8 protein-coding genes are annotated in these 19,089 nt (G+C 56.6%); 1 reads left to right on the top strand and 7 read right to left on the bottom strand.

Annotated elements, in window-relative coordinates:
• Positions 1–170 precede the first annotated feature (170 nt).
• The 7 genes from ACFOOP_RS13160 to ACFOOP_RS13130 all read right to left on the bottom strand — a co-directional run bounded on the left by ACFOOP_RS13160 (position 171) and on the right by ACFOOP_RS13130 (position 15,900).
• The gene (locus tag ACFOOP_RS13160; RefSeq protein WP_379881576.1) at positions 171–3,560 is read right to left on the bottom strand and encodes a calcium-binding protein; all 3,390 of its coding nucleotides are present in this window, start codon (positions 3,558–3,560) and stop codon (positions 171–173) included.
• A 254-nt stretch (positions 3,561–3,814) separates the two neighbouring features.
• Positions 3,815–6,391 (bottom strand): calcium-binding protein, encoded by a 2,577-nt coding sequence (locus ACFOOP_RS13155; RefSeq protein ID WP_379881575.1) that lies wholly within the window; start codon positions 6,389–6,391, stop codon positions 3,815–3,817.
• A gap of 144 nt (positions 6,392–6,535) precedes the next feature.
• Entirely contained in the window at positions 6,536–8,548 is a 2,013-nt protein-coding gene (locus ACFOOP_RS13150; protein ID WP_379881574.1) for a calcium-binding protein, read from the bottom strand.
• A 134-nt stretch (positions 8,549–8,682) separates the two neighbouring features.
• On the bottom strand, positions 8,683–10,623 hold the full coding sequence (locus tag ACFOOP_RS13145) for a calcium-binding protein (RefSeq protein ID WP_379881573.1): 1,941 nt from the start codon (positions 10,621–10,623) through the stop codon (positions 8,683–8,685).
• A 2-nt stretch (positions 10,624–10,625) separates the two neighbouring features.
• Positions 10,626–11,444, bottom strand: coding sequence for a hypothetical protein (locus ACFOOP_RS13140; RefSeq protein WP_379881572.1), 819 nt, complete (start codon positions 11,442–11,444; stop codon positions 10,626–10,628).
• Between the two features lie 112 nt (positions 11,445–11,556).
• Positions 11,557–14,529 carry a right-handed parallel beta-helix repeat-containing protein gene (locus tag ACFOOP_RS13135; protein WP_379881571.1) on the bottom strand — a complete coding sequence of 991 codons (2,973 nt, stop codon included), beginning with the start codon at positions 14,527–14,529 and terminating at the stop codon, positions 11,557–11,559.
• 300 nt (positions 14,530–14,829) lie between these two features.
• The gene (locus ACFOOP_RS13130; protein ID WP_379881570.1) at positions 14,830–15,900 is read right to left on the bottom strand and encodes a helix-turn-helix transcriptional regulator; all 1,071 of its coding nucleotides are present in this window, start codon (positions 15,898–15,900) and stop codon (positions 14,830–14,832) included.
• A 339-nt stretch (positions 15,901–16,239) separates the two neighbouring features.
• On the opposite strand from ACFOOP_RS13130, the gene uvrB reads away from it, so the two are divergent.
• Positions 16,240–18,615: an excinuclease ABC subunit UvrB gene (gene uvrB, locus ACFOOP_RS13125; RefSeq protein WP_434056912.1), complete on the top strand. Its 2,376-nt coding sequence runs from the start codon at positions 16,240–16,242 to the stop codon at positions 18,613–18,615.
• Positions 18,616–19,089: the final 474 nt, after the last annotated feature.

The raw sequence follows: 19,089 nt of genomic DNA, 5'->3' as shown, positions 1-19,089 counted from the left end.
TAGGTCAGAAGAACCATTTCTTTTTACAGCGTCAAGGCATATCTGATGATCTCTGTTGGTCGGCTAAAGACCTGTCTCCTAACCCATTTCTTTCCACTGCCGCGGCGCTTTTCCGCCAGAAAGTTGTAAATGGCGTTGAACTTTCGCCCCCTGCGCGGTCGTAGATTAACTTAAAACAGAAAATCATCCGCATTGAGCTCGGCCGTGAGGACATTCGCCAGGGTGATGCCATCCCCCCCGCCGAGGTCGATGACCACATTGCCGAACCCGTCATCAACCGCCGCAGCCTGAACATCCGCGAAGTCATCAAAGATCCCGTCATAGACCGAAAGGTCGATGACGTCCCCGATCCCGGCGCCGCCCTCGAAGCCGATGATCAGATCGTCATCGGCGCCTGGAGCATAGACAAAGACGTCGTCGCCGGAATTGCCGCGCAGCGTGTCATTGCCCGAGCCGCCGTGCAGCGTGTCATTGTCATTGCCGCCGCGAAGATCGTCGTCCCCAGCCTGACCGTAGAGCAGATCGTCGCCGGGATTGCCTTGAAGGGAATCGTTCCCGTCGCCGCCGAGGAGCGTGTCGGCGCCTTCATTACCTTTGGCGAGATCATCATCGATCCCCGAGGAAATAAGATCCTTTCCAGCTTCGCCTTTCATGGCGTCATCGCCTGACGCACCGCGAATCTCGTCATTATCGAGACCGCCCGCCAGCGTGTCGCCGCCAGCGCCGCCACGAATATCATCATCGCCTGAATTGCCGCGGATCACATCGCGGCCAAAGCCGCCAAGGACCGTATCGTTGCCGGCGCTGCCGCGCAGATCGTCATTTTCCGATCCGCCGTCGATATAATCATCGCCATTATTGCCGAAGATCAGGTCAAAACCAGCGCCGCCATAGAGTGAGTCATGGCCATCAAGCCCCCGAAGCGTGTCATTGCCTGCGGCACCTTCAATTGCATTCGCGGCGTCATCGCCGGTCAGCGAATCCCCGTGGTCCGAGCCGATGAGGTTCTCGATCGAGATCAGAACGTCGCCAGACGCATCGCCGCCAGCGCCAAAACCACTAGACAAGTTGACTGTAACAGCCGCGCTGGACATCATATATTCAACGGCATCAACTCCTTCGCCGCCATCAAGAAAGTCAGCCCCGGCATCCGCGATCAGATAATCGTCCCCAACACCGCCGCGGAGCGTATCCTGGCCAGCACCGCCATTCAGCGTGTCGGCCCCGTCTCCTCCTTCAAGAGTGTCATCGCCTTCGCCGCCATCAAGGCTGTCGTCGCCAGCGGAGCCCAAGAGCACATCGGCGGCGCCGCCGCCAATCAACGTATCATCGCCTGATTGTCCGTGAAGCAGGTCAGACCCATAACCGCCATTCAACAGATCCGCATCGCGGCCGCCATCGAGCGTATCCGAGCCGTTACCACCCAACAGCGTATCATCACCGTCTCGGCCGGCGATTACATCATCGCCATCCTGCCCGTCCAAAGCGTTTGCAGCATCATCGCCAATCAACTCATCATTGGCTATTGTCGGCGCGCCGGACGCGCTGGCGGCAAGCATTATCCGTGACGTGACGTAATCACCAAAACCAAATGGATTAAAAGCGACAGCAATCAACGTCTCCGAAAACCCGCCAGAGAACAAAATTGAGCGCTCCACATCAAATGGATAGACCGCCGCAATCGTCAGGAGCGTGTCCGCACCCGACGGTTGCGTATGCAAGTCATCGTCAGTGATCAGTTGAACATACTCAAAGATATCGCCCTGCTGAAAATCGGTAAAAACCGTCGTCAGCCCGGTTCCGATAAATGTTGAACTGCCGTGAAAAACATCGTCGCCAGCACCGCCCGTCACGGTATCGGAATTAAACGTGAAACTGATACGGTCATTACCCGAACCACCGTCAATAGTGGCGCCAACCTCGCCGGGCATTGGAAAGGCGGCAAAGGCGTAGATCAAATCATCACCATCGCCGCCGATCAAAGTGTCCTCTGTTCCGGAACTACTGAGCGTGTCGTTTCCGGTCCCCCCATCCAGATAAAACGATCCCTCGCTTCCCGCACTAAGGTAATCGGCGCCGTCGCCACCGAGCAGAGTATCGTTGCCAGCAATAGATTCCAAAACATCATTGTCGCCGCCGCCATCGAGCAGATCATCGCTGTTGTCGCTGTCTGCATCAGCAATAAGCGTGTCGTTGCCTATTCCGCCATACAACATATCGGCGCCGGCGGCGCCTTCCAGTTCGTCGTCGCCCTCATCGCCGGAAAGCGAATCCGCTCCGTCACCGCCAATCAGCGTGTCAGCGCCGGCACCGCCATCGAGCCAGTCATCCCCCCCGCCGCCGCTTAATGAATCGGCGTCATCGCCGCCATAGAGAGAATCATCACCCATCCCTCCAAGCAATGTGTCATCACCCTCGTTGCCGAGGACTCTCACGATTGTCGACGAAGTGACACTGCTAGCATTGAAAGAGTCCGCGCCGGTGAACCCTGAGAAAAGGATCGGCACTGTTGCGCCCGAACCGTCAACGCCAGCCGCAGCGAAATCCCCCGTCAATGTAATATTGGCCGGCTCGGCTGTATTTGTGCCCCGCTGGAAGTTTATCGATTCAAAACCAGTGGCGGTTCCCGTCTTCACGGTTACGCCATCATCAATGCTAAAAGTTACGCCCGAAGCGCCCGCACTGAGTAAAATGGCTTGGTTCGCGAAATTATAGTCGATCCTGAGTTGATCATTTCCATCGCCGCCAGACAATGTATCGTTTGTATTTTCGGTATTGTTGGCGACATCGCGTGGATCAATAATCACGACATCATTAGCGGTCTGACCGTCGATATTGTCAGAGCCGAGCCCGGCGCGAATTGTATCGTCGCCATCGCCGCCAAGAACATGGTCGTCGCCGTCGCCGCCAATCAGAAGATCATTATCGCCGCCGCCATCCAGCGTATCGTCGCCGCCACGGCCCTGAAGACTGTCGCTTCCGGCGCCCCCGAGGATTGTGTCGTTACCCAACCCTCCAAAAACCACATCATCGCCCGCCGCGACGTTAATGTTCTTGCCGTCATCAATAATGATGGTTGAAGGTTCAACCGCCCAAACCCAGTCGTCGCCGCTTCCGCCGACAACAATGTCATTGCCAATGCCAGTATAAATTCTCGCATCCAGCCCCGTTAAAACCGTCAACGTATCGGCGCCGGATGAACCAATCACCAGTTCATATATCGTATCTGACGTGGCGATTATCTCTATTGAATTGAGCTCAACACGATCGCCAGTGGTGCTATTTCCAATGGCGAAAAACGCAGAGGGGTCCGCAGCGTTAGACGCAAAACCGGGAATGCCGCTCAGCCCCGGGAGCGATAAGGTATCAAGACCGTCTCCACCGTTGGCTTCACCAATCGTCTCATACTCAAAGACGAGCGTATCGTCGCCGTCGCCGCCATTGAGAACGTCATCTCCGCCCAAGCCGCTCAGCATATCGTTGCCAGCGAAGCCGTTAATGGTGTCATCGCCGCCGGTGCCGTCCAGCGAGTCGTCCCCAGACGTGCCGTCAATAGACATCAATAACCCCAGTTTTACTCATTACCACGCAGCACTGTAGTTTTACTTTGACGCATCCCACAACCAGACAAAGCGGCAACCTGTAGGTCAAGCTAAACTTTTGTGATAGTTGCGCCACACCGTGTCTACCATTTCCGCAAGTTTGCCCTATGTTCTAGTCCCTCCTGACCGGAAACCGCTCGTCCCATGCCCTCAGACTCCAGACCCGACACGAAACACCGCCCCGGATACGACCCGAAAGCCCGGCGCCCGATTTAAAACAGGAAATCATCACTATCGAGGTCGGCAAGCGCAACATTGTGCAAGGTGATCGAGTCCCCTCCGCCAAGGTCGATGACGGTGCTGGCGCCAACCTCGCTCGCCGCAGCCTGAACATCCGCGAAGTCATCAAAGATCCCGTCATAGACCGACAGGTCGATCACATCGCCGACCCCGGCGGCGCCTTCAAAGCCGATGATCAGGTCGTCATCGGCTCCTGGAGCATAGACAAAGACGTCGTCGCCGGAATTGCCGCGCAATGTGTCGTTGCCTGCGCCGCCGTCCAGCGTGTCATTGTCGTTGCCGCCGCGAATATCATCGTCACCAGCCTGACCGTAAAGCAGATCGTCGCCGGGATTGCCTTGCAGGGAGTCATTCCCGTCCCCGCCAATCAACGTATCGGCGCCTTCATTGCCTTTGACCAGATCGTCATCGGTGCCGGCGGAGAAATAGTCATCGCCCGCCCCGCCTTTCATGGCGTCATCGCCGGAGGCCCCGCGGATTTCGTCATTGTCGAGACCGCCATCAAGGGTGTCCCCGCCTGACCCGCCGCGAATGTCGTCATCGCCCGAATTGCCGCGGATTATGTCACGGCCTTTGTCGCCCAGGATCGTGTCATTGCCGGCGCTGCCGCGCAAATCGTCATTACCGGTCCCGCCATCAATAAGATCATCGCCATTATTGCCGAAGATGACATCCGCACTGCCGCCGCCTGTAAGCGTATCGGCGCCGTCGCCGCCAAAGAACTTCACTTTCAGGCCTGAAGAAAGACCGTTCGCTGAGAAGAAATCAGCGCCTGCACCGCCATCAGCAACAAAAGGCACATTTGTGAGCTGGGATGGGTTAAACGCGCCATTGATCATTAGCGTGTCATCGCCAGAACCGCCTTGAAACAAGACAGCCTCAACGAAGTAAGCAGTCGCAACGCCGCTCGCCCCCTCGCTGAAGGCGGCGCGAAGAGAACCATTGTTATTTTGCGATATGTCCAGACGCATATTCACGTCGAGCGCGTTCAACTGGAGAACATCGTTGCCTAGTCCGCCAAAAAATCGTTCGTTGGGGCTATTGGCGTCAAACTGAAAATTTTGAATAGTGGGGCGCGCCTCGCCGAGAACGACGCGCCAGCGGCCGTCCTGACCGGCGCTGTTCGGCGACCCTCGCTGATCCGCATACTGGTTGAAGAGCCAAAAGGTTGTGCCGTCGACCGGATCGACGCCGACGCCCGAAAAATCGCCCCAACGGTTTGTGGTTTGCGAACTAATCCCCTCGCCGAAGCGGTTGCGGAAGTAGTAATCAACGCCTCGCGCAAGCGTTTGCACAGGCCCGAACGCGCCCGCCGGATCGTCAGCGCCGCGAAACGCATAATATGCGCCGGGATAGACTGTTGGACCAGACGCCGAAAAGTTTATCAGAACGGAGCCGTCTTTATTGACGTTCACCGATGAATGGTAGGTGTGCACTCCGACTCCAATGTCTTCTCCGCCGATATTTCCCTGTGTGCGCAACGAGATTGCAGCAGGCGCAGTCGCGTCGAGCTCAACCCAGTGCGTCGTCGTCTGCCCGGCGTCAGGCCCGGTCTTCGGCGCAACGGAGAAGGTCAGATAAATTTTACCTTCAAACCAGACGGCGCCGCCGGAATTGATGCGCGCATCGCCAACCCCGACTCTCTGCGCCGTTCCTGGCTGTGTAGCCCCTGGCAGAGAACTGAGATTTTCATTGCTGATGTCGCCCAGTGAAATCTGCTGCACCGAAAAATCAGGACTGCCTAATGGATCGGTGACGTGAAACACCTGTATGATTTCACTCGCGCCGTTTGACACACCGCTTGCCGACGCCAGAAAGACGCCGGGCCCGCCAAGTGAGTCATTTGCATAACGCACCGGGATCAACGTCGCTTCAACCGCACCGGAGCCCGCCGCCGCTATCGGATTATGTTTTGTAAAGGAAAGGCCGCCGCCATCATAAAGACCGCCAGAGCCGTCACCCTTGTCGATAATCCAAAGACGGTTGCCGGCGAAACTTTGCCCCCCGTCAAACTGGAACATATTCGCCGTAATGTAGATGGCGTCCCCATCAACGGCGACGCCGGGATAGTCGCTCCAGGTGTTTCGGCCGCCAATGACGGTATTCGCGTTTATTGATTGCACGAACCAGCCATCCGTCGGATCGCTGGTTTTTGAAACAGCGACGTTTAAACGGATCTGATCGTTTCCAGCATTGATCGTTCCGCCATCGATCCCGCCAACTTCAAAGGAAACGTAGACAAAGCGCTCCGAATAGGGATCATATACTATGTTGGGGTCAACCGGCAGAAGGCTGTTTCCTCCGATCACTCCAAATAGAGATTCCAGCGTTTGCGTCGAGAGAAGGTTTCCGCTCTTGTCATAGATTTGCATCACATGATTGAGAACGGAGATGACGTGATCCTGTCCGACTGCGCCATTATGGTCCGGCGGCACACGATTGAATCCTATAATTCCGGCCAGATCCGTAATGCCGATCCCGTTCACGCGGTCCAGAAGTGTTTGCACTCCGTCGACATTGCGCGTGTCATCGCTGAATTGAATTGGCATAGCCCCACCCCATCTAAAAATTTTTGAGTTCTTTTGAGGGATGGTAACCAAACCCGCGTGCGCTTCACTTCAATTATTAGTGAGCGAGCGCTTTACGCCTGTCCATGCTTTGTTCCTGATCAGCGTAAGACCGCTGAAACAGTGCTAGAACAGGAAATCATCCGCATCGAGGTCGGCCGCGAGTATATTCGCCAGAGTGATGCTATCCCCGCCGCCTAGATCGATCACGACATTGCCGAAGCCGTCATCACTTGCAGAGGCTTGAACATCCGCGAAGTCATCAAAGATCCCGTCATAGACCGAGAGGTCGATGACATCGCCTGCGCCCGCGCCGCCTTCAAAGCCGATGATGAGATCGTCATCGGCCCCCGGCGCGTAAACGAAAACATCATCGCCGGAATTGCCGCGCAATGTGTCGTTGCCGGCGCCGCCGTCAAGCGTGTCGTTGTCATTGCCGCCGCGCAGATCGTCATTCCCGGCCTGACCGTAGAGCAGATCGTCGCCGGGATTGCCGTATAGCGAGTCGTTTCCATCGCCGCCCAACAGCGTGTCGGCGCCCTCATTGCCTTTGGCGAGATCGTCATCGATCCCCCCGGAAAGGTAGTCGTCGCCCGCCTCACCTTTCATGGCGTCGTCGCCCGACGCGCCGCGGATCTCGTCATTATCGAGGCCGCCCGCCAGCGTGTCGCCGCCAGCGCCGCCGCGAATGTCGTCATCGCCCGAATTGCCGCGGATCACGTCGCGGCCATAACCGCCCAAGACTGTGTCGTTGCCGGCGCTGCCGCGCAGATCGTCATTCTCCGATCCGCCGTCGATATAGTCATCGCCATTGTCGCCGAAGATCAGGTCGAAGCCGGCAGCCCCTTTCAGTGTGTCGGCCCCATCGTCGCCGCGAATCTCGTCATTGCCCAAGCCGCCGCCTATTTCGTTGTCCCCGCCGTCACCAATCAGCGTATCGTTATATTTTGATCCAAAAATATTTTCGATCGAGGTTAAGATATCGCCTTCGGCGTCCCCGCCGGACGCTGGATCACTTCCGAGATCAATCGCAACAGCGGATGGCGATGAATTATATTTCGCCCAGTCATTACCTGTGCCGCCATTGAGATCATCGGCTCCTGCGCCGCCAATCAGAGTGTCATTATCTTCATACCCGTTAAGATAATCGTCGCCACCGTAACCCACCAGGCTGTCATCGCCAATGTCGCCGGTTAAGAAGTCAAAGAAGTCTCCCCCACGCAACGTGTCAGCGCCGGGGCCGCCCTCAAGGTGATTAGAGAGGCTGTTGTGACCGGTTAAGAGATCGTCGCCGTCTTCGCCATAATATAAAGCACCCTCTCCGTAAAATTCGAGATTTGCATCGCCAAGAATTGTATCATTGCCGTCCCCTCCGAAAACCGCTGGGCCGCCTTTTCCGTAATATAGATCGTCGCCGTCAAGGAGAGAGACTGTCGGGCCGGAAGGAAAGGCATAGAGAACATCATCGCCCGATGTGGGCTCCAGCAATGATAAGCCAAGGACATCAAAAGCATCCGCCAGCGTGCCCGTCAGAAAAAATCTTTTGCCTGTATCTATAACTGGAAAAAGAAGCGTGCCGGTCTTGCTTTGATGGCTGGGATCATCAGCAAGGACATTTATGGAAACATTCCGCCCGGAGTCCGTTTGGCCGGTAAAAATCGGATTACCCCCGGTCGGTACAAGGAAACTGTCAAAGACTGACGTTTCGGCTTCACCATAGAATGACAGAAAACCAAGGGCATGAGCAACTTCATGCAGCAGAATCGTATAGAGGTCATACTGAAAAACCGGAACAGCCTGAGTACTGCCGCCAAGAAACAGCTCGTTCGCAATATAGCTTAGCGAGTTGAGCTCGATTTCGATGTCAGCTTCCGCGCCGTTCTGATCGATACCCGTTTGAGTTTCAAGAATGGTGTCCGCATGATAAAGATTCGTGTCGATTTCCGTAAACGTCGTTCCAGCCTGTGCCAGCGTATCAGGATCAAGCTCTATAATGCTGAGCTTGACGTCGAGCACAGCGCCGCCAAAGTCAAAGTACCGCCCCCAAGTCTGAAGCACTTCATCCAGCACCGCGAGCGTTTGATTGATCGCTCCAGCGGAAACCCCTGAAGCTACCGCGCCAGTCGTGAAAGTCCACATTTCAAGTATTCCGTAAGTAAAATCCTGCCCAGAATAAAAAACATTCCCTTCAGGGCCAAGCGGATATTCTCAGGTTGTAGCACATTTAGCGCGCCATGGTGCCGGGCCGCCACATGCCCGACGCGTTTTAGCCGCTAACTAAACAGGAAATCATCACTATCGAGGTCGGCAAGCGCAACATTGTGCAAGGTGATCGAGTCTCTCCCGCCGAGGTCGATGACGACATTCCCGAAGCCGCCATCAGCGGCCGCAGCCTGAACATCCGCGAAATTGTCGAAGACGCCGTCATAGACCGTTAGATCGATGACGTCCCCGGCGCCGGCGCCGCCTTCGAAGCCGATGATCAGATCATCATCCGCGCCCGGCGCATAAACAAAGACGTCATCGCCGGAATTGCCGCGCAGAGTGTCATTGCCCGATCCGCCGTCCAGCGTGTCATTGTCGTTGCCGCCGCGCAGATCGTCGTCTCCAGCCTGCCCATAGAGCAGGTCATCGCCGGGATTGCCCTGAAGGGAGTCGTTCCCGTCGCCGCCAATGAGCGTGTCGACACCGTCATTGCCTTTGAGCAGATCGTCATCGATCCCGCCAGACAGTAAATCGTCACCGGACTCGCCTTTCATGGCGTCGTCGCCCGACGCGCCGCGGATCTCGTCATTATCGAGACCGCCCGCCAGCGTGTCGCCGCCGGCGCCGCCGCGAATGTCGTCGTCGCCTGAATTGCCGCGGATCACATCGCGTCCAAAACCGCCATATATCACGTCATTGCCGGCGCTGCCGCGCAGGTCGTCATTCTCCGACCCGCCGTCGATATAGTCATCGCCATCGCCGCCATAAACAAGGTCATGGCCTGCCCCGCCATCGATGAAGTCGTGTCCAGCGGACCCTGACGGCGTTCCCGCGCCGTCCCCATAGATCGTGTCGTCGCCGTCGCCGCCATAGAGATAGTCCGGACCGCCAAGGCCGCGAATAAAGTCATTCCCGCCATACCCAAGGATGAGATTGACCGTGTTGGCGTCAGTCTTCACACCGGACACGCCTTCGCCGCCCATGCTTCTTGCGATCATGGTTTCGCCGAAACCGGCGCTATCCGCCTGCACATAATCAATCGTCGGCGCGGATGACGCCCCGAGCGGATCGAGCACATAATATTGAAGCAGCGCCTGAAGCTCCGGCGCGACGGCGTCCTCGAAATTGTCGAGCCCGTCACGATCCTCTATGCGCGTCAGGATGCGGTTGCCAAGGCGGTCATACTCGTTGAACAGCGTGTCGAGGGCAAAGCCATATTCATCAATATGCGCCGAAGGATTGTCTTTCGCCGCCTGCGATACGAGACCGAGCAGGTCCGATTCTTCCGCGCGCCGGTTCTGCAATCCGTTGTGATCGTAATGGTTATGATTGTAGCGGATCTCATACCAGAGTTGCGGCCGATCATCATTGGCGACGGCGTTTTGCACGCCCGGCCCGATCAGGCTCGGCGCGTTGTAATAGACCGACAACAAGGCTGCTCGTTCTGTCGAATAGGCGAGAACGCCTTCCTCCGCGAGACGATAATCAAGACCGTCTTCATAGCCCCAGCTTCCGCTCGGCCCCTCGATATGCACGAGATTGAGATCGCCCTTGATCATGACGTCGAGCATGCGCGTCGCCTGGGCGTCGTTGAGCGAAAGACTTTGAACCGCCGCCCGCTGTGCGGCGCTGCCGACCGCAGCGGGAGCGCCATTTAGGCTGACATCCGCAAGGTTGATGATGTCCGCATTGGTGAGCGTACGGTTGGAGCCGTCGATAAAAACCGAGGCGCCAGTTTTCCAGTCGAGAATGAGGTCGAGGCCATCGTCCTGCTGCGCCGCCAGTGAATTACTGTATGCGTGCTGGATAACCTGTTCTACAATCGACGCGCTGAATGCCGCGAGATTGAACCCGTACCCAAAAGTCGGATTGCCGTCGCCGCCGCCATTATGAATGCGTTCATATCCGGTGCCGTTGTAAAGCCACGGATTCTCGCGCTGCTTGATCATGTCGTAAAGCAGCGAAAAATATGCAGTCGAAGAAAGAAGATTGAGATTGGAGAGCGCCATGATCAACCCTCCTCGCTATTGCTCTTCGCCGGTTCGGCGACGCAGGAAACCACAGGGTAATAATTCTGCGCTTCGTAAGGCGCCGCAGCGCCGGCTTTCAAGCGCCACGACATCGCAAAGACGGCTCCGGACTTGTCAAAATCGGCCAGCGGAGCGACCAGCGTTAAGTAGCGTCCGCTGATATCGACAATATCCGCGACGGAGTATGTCAGCTTCGTATGCAGATTGTCATATTGCGGGAAGCCTTTAGTGTTTGCGCCCGCATGTCCGAAATCGAGATGCTGGAAATCGCCGCTTTTGGCGCCAGCCCAGAGCGCGATAATCCGGTTGCCTGAAAGCATGCCACGACGGCGTTCGATAAGGCGTGCTACGCCGTCATTGAAATAATCGAGTGATGCTGACTGGACGCCATCCCCGGCGTCGGCCCATTCGACATTGCTGCTCGTCGCCAGATAGTCACGCGCTTGCGCGTCCGCGTAATCAGCAGCCTTGCCGGTCTGCACATGCGCGTCATTCAGAACACTTAAAAGGCCCTCACACTGCTTATCACCCGACCAGGCAAGCCGATAAAAGCCTGCGGAACGAACACCCTGTTCGCCGGCGCGTTGCGCCTCTTCCGCAACAGGCTTACTCGGCGATGGACTGGAAGCTTCCTCAGCAGACGGCGGCGCTGTCTCGTTATTCGTGATATCAGCTTGCGGGATGTCATCGCCGACATTCCCGGTCTCATTACTACAGGCTACTGCGCACAAAAGCGCCAACGCAGCGGCGCAACGCCCTGTGCGCCATACCGGCCCGGAAGTTTTGACAATCATCGCCATGGTTAAGAATATGGCGGCGATTTGCGCCGCGAATGAGGCCGCAGTTTGGCGAAAAGCCCACCGCACGCCACATTTCTTCCGCCACGAGGTATTTCAACAGCCAGCGCGCGATTTAGAACAGGAAATCATCACCATCGAGGTCGGCAAGCGCAATATTGTGCAAGGTGATCGAGTCTCCCCCGCCGAGGTCGATGACGGTGCTGGCGCCAACCTCGCTCGCCGCCGCCTGAACATCCGCGAAGTCGTCAAAAATTCCGTCATAGACCGACAGGTCGATCACATCGCCGACCCCGGCGCCGCCTTCAAAGCCGATGATCAGATCGTCATCGGCTCCTGGAGTATAGACAAAGACGTCGTCGCCGGAATTGCCGCGCAATGTGTCGTTGCCTGCGCCGCCGTCCAGCGTGTCATTATCGTTACCGCCGCGCAGATCATCGTCCCCGGCCTGACCATAGAGCAGGTCGTCGCCGGGATTGCCTTGCAGGGAGTCGTTCCCGTCCCCGCCAATGAGCGTATCAGCGCCCTCATTGCCTTTAACAAGATCATCATCGATCCCGGCGGAAAGGTAGTCGTCGCCAGCTTCGCCTTTCATGGCGTCATCGCCTGACGCGCCGCGAAGCTCGTCATTATCGAGACCGCCCGCCAGCGTATCGCCGCCGGCGCCGCCGCGAATGTCGTCATCGCCCGAATTGCCGCGGATCACGTCGCGGCCAAAGCCGCCAAGGATAGTGTCGTTGCCGGCGCTGCCGCGCAGATCGTCATTCTCCGATCCGCCGTCGATATAATCATCGCCATTGTCGCCATAGATCAGGTCGACGCCAGAGCCGCCTTCAAGACTGTCGGCGCCATCGCCGCCACGCATCAGGTCGTTTCCGGCGCTGCCGCGAATATCGTCGTTCCCGGTCTCGCCTGTCAATGTATCGTCGCCATCTCCACCGATCAGCAAGTCGTCGTCGGCATCCCCCCGCAATACATCATTGCCGTCCCCGCCAAATAGTGAATCGTTACCGTCTCCGCCTTCCAGTCGATCGTTGCCCGTATTTCCATATAGAATGTCATCGCCGGAACGGCCTTCTATCAAATCCGGGCCGCCCAATCCCAGAACAACGTCATTTCCGCTGCCTCCGAAAATGTCATTGTCCAGATTGGTGCCGGTGATATCGAGAGATGCCTGTGAAGCAGAACCGTCCAGCATCGTCTGTCCCTGATCCATGATGACCGTCGCGAGACCGCCGCTGGCCGCATCTGTCGCATTTTCAATATCGGAAACCGACGCATTGTCGATCATGACACCGTTAATCAAAACATTGGGTCCCAAATTATTTTTACCCGGTTCGCCGATGCGGATGCCTGTTGACGTGCCATCGATTGATCCGCCGATAAACTGCACACTCCCTAAGAAAGTTGCAGGGTCGCCGCTGTAGGAGGGCGCATCGTCCCGCAACTTCACATTCACCGCAGCGCCGAAAGCGCCTATCGACCCGACGCCGTCTTGATTGGAGTAGCCGGAGTTCGTAATGATCGTATCGGCAAAGACCACATTCGTGTATTCGAGAAATTTGTAGTTCAGTTCAATCGCCTGGCCGAATTCGCCATCCGTGCCCCCGAACGGCGGAGAAATGCGCCCATAGTTTCCAACGTCGTCGAACATGTTTCCGGTTAGAGTCGCATTCGACAGGTGTTCGAAATACAGACCCTTTTCGGAAAGTGCCGAAAAGCTGTTGTCGTCCATGACAACGCCGTCAAACGAGCCATCGGCATGAGCTGAAATTACTATGCCGCGCACGCCCTGCGAAAACGTATTATCGCTTACTGTCAAGTTGGTGATAGTCTGCGCGGCGTAGCCTGCAAAGCCGCCTGCGGTGCCGTTGATAAGCCCTGTGGCGTTATCGATAAAAGTATTATCGGTTATCGCGACACCGTCCGACGTATTAATCGCCATGCCGACGGAAAAGCCGGTGATCGAAAACCCGGAAATGGAGACATTGTCAGCGTTGACCTCTACGCCCAAGGACGCCGCATAGGATGGATGGTTCGCTTCAAAAAAGTCATTCAAAGGCGTACCGCCAGGCACGCTAAGGTCGGTTAAGAGTGTTCCCTCTAGGATCGTCAACCCACTGCCTGCGCCTGTAATCGCCACTTCTTTATTAACGTCGACGCTTTCATTAAAGATCCCCGCCGCCACCTGAATATCATCGCCGTCGCTGGCCGCGTCTACGGCCGCCTGAATTGACATTCCTTCCGCCACATAAAAGAAACTGTCATCTGCGCCAAACGTCGATATTTCGGCGGAGGTGACTGCAAAATCCCCATTATCGAGCGCAGTTTTAGCGGCATCGATTGTAGCGTAGGTAGCGACGATGACGCCGTCTTCTCTGACTTCAACAGCATTATCGTATTCTACCAGCAATTTCGCATCATCGACGGCAATTCCGCCCGCAACGTCAATATTCGTGAACCAGCCGTAGCGATTGCCGCCAAAATCGCCAGAGTAGCTGTCGCCCGGATCATTCAAAACTTCAGCGTAAATAGTGATGCCCGCCGAATTTTTAACAGTCAAAGAGACGGCCAGCGTGTCGTCTCCTGCGTCATAGAAGGTATGCTCGAAAGTGTACCAATCCGCTGTCGCTACGACGGCGTGATTGCCTGCTTCCAGATTTTCAACTGGATTGAAGTTTGAATTGTTGCTCGCGCCGATCAGCATATCGCCGGTTGAAGTGTCCTGCGTTACGTGAAAGATAAAATCACGCAAATGACCTCCTGATTGGTTGTTGGCGGCAACCGAATAATCGAACCCTTCGCCTGCAGCCCAGGCAGTGGGATCGAGATATATCTTAACTGAAGTCGTGAAGCCTTGATCGGCGGAGAGCGCCCGATAGGAGTCGAATCTTGTGAAGGGACCTGTCAATCCGCCCGCGTCATCGGACTGCTCAAAGATGGAATGAGACGAGCCATCAGGCGACACCACACCGCCTGTTCCCGACGGCACTTCGGTCGTAACGCCGGACCAGCCATTGGTTTCATCAAGAAAACCCTGGGAATCCGTTTCAAAACTTTGCGAAAAACGCTCTGTGGTATTGGCCATGACAATTCACCCCTTGCTGTTGCGCATTGACGTGATTGCGCCAAACGCAAATGAATACGCCACAGATGGTCATGAGGGGCAGACTAAGGAAAAGCCGTCATCGAAATCGTTCTTGCGCTTTTGTGCGCTCGTCGACCTCATAACTATTACAAAAGCAAATATGCGCTGCATCCCCCCAAAAAAACGGTCAGAAAACAGCTGACGTCGCTTTTCGCAAACCCCACCATCTGCTTAAAACGTTCCCAAGCGTATCTTCAAAACCCGCGCGCTCGAATACCCTAGTTGGGGTAAACCAGCGTCCTAATTAAATATAGTTTTGAGTTTTGTTAGGAGTTCGCCTCTATGCCGTGTACTAAGCTTCTGATTTATAGATTTTATTTGTGTCTGCACTGTTGACACGCTAACTTCCCGTTTTTGTGCGATACCCCGAGTGGAGACACCCCCGGCGAGCAATAGCGCGATTTCCTGTTCGGCGCCGGTAAGGCCCGCCAGCGTTTGACGATCTCTGGCGTTCTGTTCCATGCTGGGGAGCAGCAACAAGATGGCCCCGGTGGAAATCTGTGCAGCGCATCGATCCCGCGGCAATGTCATTACCGCAAGTGTGCAATTCCACGCGCCATCTGGGCTGGACAAAGGAAATGTAATGACTTCAGGGATACGAACCGAATAGATGCATGAAGTTAGGACTGCTTTGCGCAGCTCTTCACGATGCGAGGAGTTTGAAACTCTGATCTTTCCATTCTTGCTGCTTAAGATGCGGCTGTCTTCTATTGCATAAGCGCCTATATCCGATGAGGCGTTAATCGTGAGATCCGGTTCGCAATGGAAAGCAGCCACCCCAGCCCTGTCCCACGAATTAAGGACCAACGATATAGCGCGACGCTCCAGCTGAAGCTGAATATGGACAGCGCTTTCAAATAACGACGCCAACCCGTGGAGCGCCCCGCGCTGCGCCTGCGTCATGTTTTCTTGGGGCTGGGAACGCGGAATATATACAAGGCAGGAATCGCTCAGGCCCACATTGAGTTTCAGCGCACTGAAATGGGGCGCGCCAAAAGCGGCTTGCAAATCCATAAAAAATGACTGTTCGGTCCAGCTCCAGCCTGCGGAAACATCTGACCTTTTGAATACCGGATTTTTCGACTCACCCTTTTTTAGTGTTCGATCATTTCCGGCTGAAATTTTCTCAAGTGCGTCAGGCGTCAATGTGGGCGCGACGGCGGACAAAAATTTCCCGTCCGCCGACAGCGTAAAAAGGTTGCAGCTGATCCCCCCAACGGTCTTCGCGACCGCGCAAAGCGCTCCGGCCCAGTCGCCGGATAATGGCGCATTAGTCAGCCGCTCTGCGGCTTTCGCAAAATGTGGTTCCATTTCCCCAATGAGTGGCAGCTCGTATTTTGCTGCGACTTAGCTCTCCCCTTGCCATCGTCGATCAGAATAATCCGATTGAAAACTTCCCCTTCTGCACTTTTTCTGCACTTTTTTTTTTGCGACAGAGATTGGAAAGCCAGGTAGAAATTCCGCCGGGCTTCCGGTTTCACCGGGGTGGCCTTTTTCCAAGACGGCTCTGTCTTTTTATGTCGCCATGTTAACCTTTATTAACCTTTGAGGCAACGAGGCAATAACGCTTAGCGAATGCGCATTCGTCTGCCGCCAACTATCACCGTATCGCGGCCTTCCCTTTTTTGTGCGCCACACTATCTTCCTGAAATGCCCGCAAAATCGACCCACCGCCCCGGATACGACCCGAAGGCCAAGCGCCCGAAAATCCAGCCGACAACGGATCAGGCCGACATCACGCCCGGCGGGTTTTCGGAGGCAGTCGCGAGCTATCACGACCGGCTGGCGACGCCGCTGTCCGAGTGGACCCCGCACCGGCCGGATCGCCCGGAGAAGTCCGGGCGCTCGAAACCGCTCAGGGTCGTCTCCGATTACGAGCCCGCGGGCGACCAGCCGACGGCGATCAAGGAGCTGTCCGAAGGCGTCAGGAATGGCGAGTGGGACCAGGTGCTGCTCGGCGCGACCGGCACGGGCAAGACCTTCACCATGGCGAAGGTGATCGAGGCGTGCCAGCGCCCGGCCCTGATCCTCGCGCCCAACAAGACCCTCGCCGCGCAGCTTTATGGCGAGTTCAAGGCCTTCTTCCCCGACAACGCGGTGGAATATTTCGTCTCCTACTACGACTATTACCAGCCCGAGGCATACGTTCCGCGTACGGACACTTATATCGAGAAAGAAAGTTCTATCAACGAGCAGATCGACCGCATGCGCCACGCCGCGACCCGGGCGATTCTCGAACGCGACGATGTGATCATCGTCTCCTCGGTCTCCTGTATTTACGGCATCGGCTCGGTGGAGACCTACACCGCGATGACGTTCAGCCTGAAGGTCGGACAGGAACTGTCGCGCAAGAAACTCCTCGCCGATCTCGTGGCGCTGCAATACAAGCGCAATGACAACGCCTTCGCCCGCGGCGCCTTTCGCGCGCGCGGCGACACCATCGAGGTGTTCCCCGCCCACTATGAAGACCGCGCCTGGCGCATTTCCATGTTCGGCGACGAGATCGAAAGCCTCACCGAATTCGATCCGCTCACGGGCCAGAAGACCGGCGAGCTTGAGGAAGTGACGCTCTACGCCAACTCCCACTATGTGACGCCGCGCCCGACGCTGCAGCAGGCGATCAACGGCATCAAGAAAGAGCTCAACGAAACCCTGCCCATCATGCGCGAGGAAGGCCGCTTGCTGGAGGCGCAGCGCCTCGACCAGCGGGTGCAGTTCGACCTTGAAATGATGGCCGCCACCGGCGCCTGCAACGGCATCGAAAACTATTCGCGCTATCTCACCGGGCGCTTGCCGGGCGAACCGCCGCCGACCTTGTTTGAATATCTCCCGGAAAACGCGCTGATCTTCTGCGACGAAAGCCACGTCACCGTGCCGCAGATCGGCGCCATGTTCCGCGGCGACTTCAATCGCAAGCGCACCCTCGCGGAATATGGCTTCCGCCTGCCCTCCTGCATGGACAACCGGCCGCTGAAATTCGAGGAATGGGAGAAGATGCGCCCGCAGACGGTGCATGTCTCCGCGACGCCGGGCAATTGGGAGCTGGAGCGCACGGGCGGCGTCTTCACTGAACAGGTGATCCGCCCTACGGGCCTTGTGGACCCGGTGGTGGAAATCCGCCCCGTCACCGGAGACAAGTCGAACCAGGTCGACGACGTCATCGCCGAATGCAAGGCGGTCGCCAAGAAAGGCGGGCGCGTGCTCGTCACCACGCTGACCAAGCGCATGGCCGAAGACCTCACCGAATATATGCATGAACAGGGCGTCAGAGTGCGCTACATGCATTCCGACATCGACACCATGGAGCGGATCGAGATCATCCGCGATCTCCGCCTCGGCGCCTTCGACGTGCTGGTGGGGATTAACCTGCTGCGCGAAGGGCTCGACATTCCCGAATGCCAGCTGGTGGCGATCCTCGACGCCGACAAGGAAGGCTTCCTGCGCTCGGAGACATCCCTGATCCAGACCATCGGCCGCGCGGCGCGCAATGTCGACGGCCGGGTCATTCTCTATGCGGACAATATGACCGGCTCCATGGAGCGGGCCATTGGCGAAACCGACCGCCGCCGCGAAAAACAGCTCGCCCATAACAAGAAACACGGCATCACGCCGGAATCCACCAAGGCGAAAATCGCCGAGATCGCCGCCAGCGACGATGAAGGCGCGAAAGCCGCCATGGGCCAGACTTTTGTAGGCCATAAACAGGTGCGTGGCGCTGGCCTCAGCGAAGAAGCCGCCGCCTTTGACGGCCCCGGCCACAATATGAAGGCCCACCTCGCCCATCTGGAAAAGGAAATGCGCGAGGCCGCCTCCAACCTCGAATTCGAAACCGCCGCGCGGCTCAGGGACGAAATCAAGCGCCTGCAGGAAGTGGAGCTCGCGGTGGCCGACGATCCGTTGAGCCGCCAAAGCGAGATCGAGCGCCGTGTCGCCGAAGGATCAGAGGGCAGAATATCGAAATCGGAAGGAACCGTCTCCAACATCCGTTCAAAGCCCAAAGGCGCTCGGTCGAAACGGCGGCGATAACGGATCGTCGTGGACGATCCCCCCGACCGCGAATGCGGTCAAAACTAAAAAGCCGCGTCAGAGCGACATCGAAGCCCGCGTCGAGGCAAGCTCCGAAGGCCGGATCAGGAAGTCGGAAGGCACGGTGAGCAATATCCACAGCAAGTCGAGAGGTGCGAAGGGTCGCCTACGACAATAAAATGAAATCAGGTAACGCCTCAATACAATATTCGGCGCGGCCATATGGCTTGACTACAAAACAATACCAGTAGTTAACTGCCGCCTCCAAATAATGGTTTTGGAGGGAAAGTGCCAAAATCCACTAATAAACCTGAAATTCAAACTTCAATATACCAACTAGAGCCCGGTGGCCTGACCCATCGAAGTGCTCCGAGCCATTTGTTAGACTCGGCGGGTTGTCGGACGGCGTTCATGCCGCCACGCCCTGAACGTAAGGCGGCATGAAGGGCTTTGGCAAGATGGCTTTCGGCGCGG

Source organism: Hyphococcus aureus, from assembly GCF_042643165.1.
Lineage (GTDB): Bacteria > Pseudomonadota > Alphaproteobacteria > Caulobacterales > Parvularculaceae > Hyphococcus > Hyphococcus aureus.
The sequence above is the reverse complement of the archived record's forward strand: the minus strand, read 5'-3'. Positions and strand labels throughout refer to the sequence as shown.

Excerpts from the sequence above, each read along its gene's own strand:
- uvrB (WP_434056912.1), top strand. The coding sequence starts at position 16,240 with ATGCCCGCAAAATCGACCCACCGCCCCGGATACGACCCGAAGGCCAAG.
- ACFOOP_RS13135 (WP_379881571.1), bottom strand. The coding sequence starts at position 14,529 with ATGGCCAATACCACAGAGCGTTTTTCGCAAAGTTTTGAAACGGATTCC.
- ACFOOP_RS13150 (WP_379881574.1), bottom strand. The coding sequence starts at position 8,548 with ATGTGGACTTTCACGACTGGCGCGGTAGCTTCAGGGGTTTCCGCTGGA.
- ACFOOP_RS13140 (WP_379881572.1), bottom strand. The coding sequence starts at position 11,444 with ATGGCGATGATTGTCAAAACTTCCGGGCCGGTATGGCGCACAGGGCGT.
- ACFOOP_RS13130 (WP_379881570.1), bottom strand. The coding sequence starts at position 15,900 with ATGGAACCACATTTTGCGAAAGCCGCAGAGCGGCTGACTAATGCGCCA.
- ACFOOP_RS13155 (WP_379881575.1), bottom strand. The coding sequence starts at position 6,391 with ATGCCAATTCAATTCAGCGATGACACGCGCAATGTCGACGGAGTGCAA.
- ACFOOP_RS13160 (WP_379881576.1), bottom strand. The coding sequence starts at position 3,560 with ATGTCTATTGACGGCACGTCTGGGGACGACTCGCTGGACGGCACCGGC.
- ACFOOP_RS13145 (WP_379881573.1), bottom strand. The coding sequence starts at position 10,623 with ATGGCGCTCTCCAATCTCAATCTTCTTTCTTCGACTGCATATTTTTCG.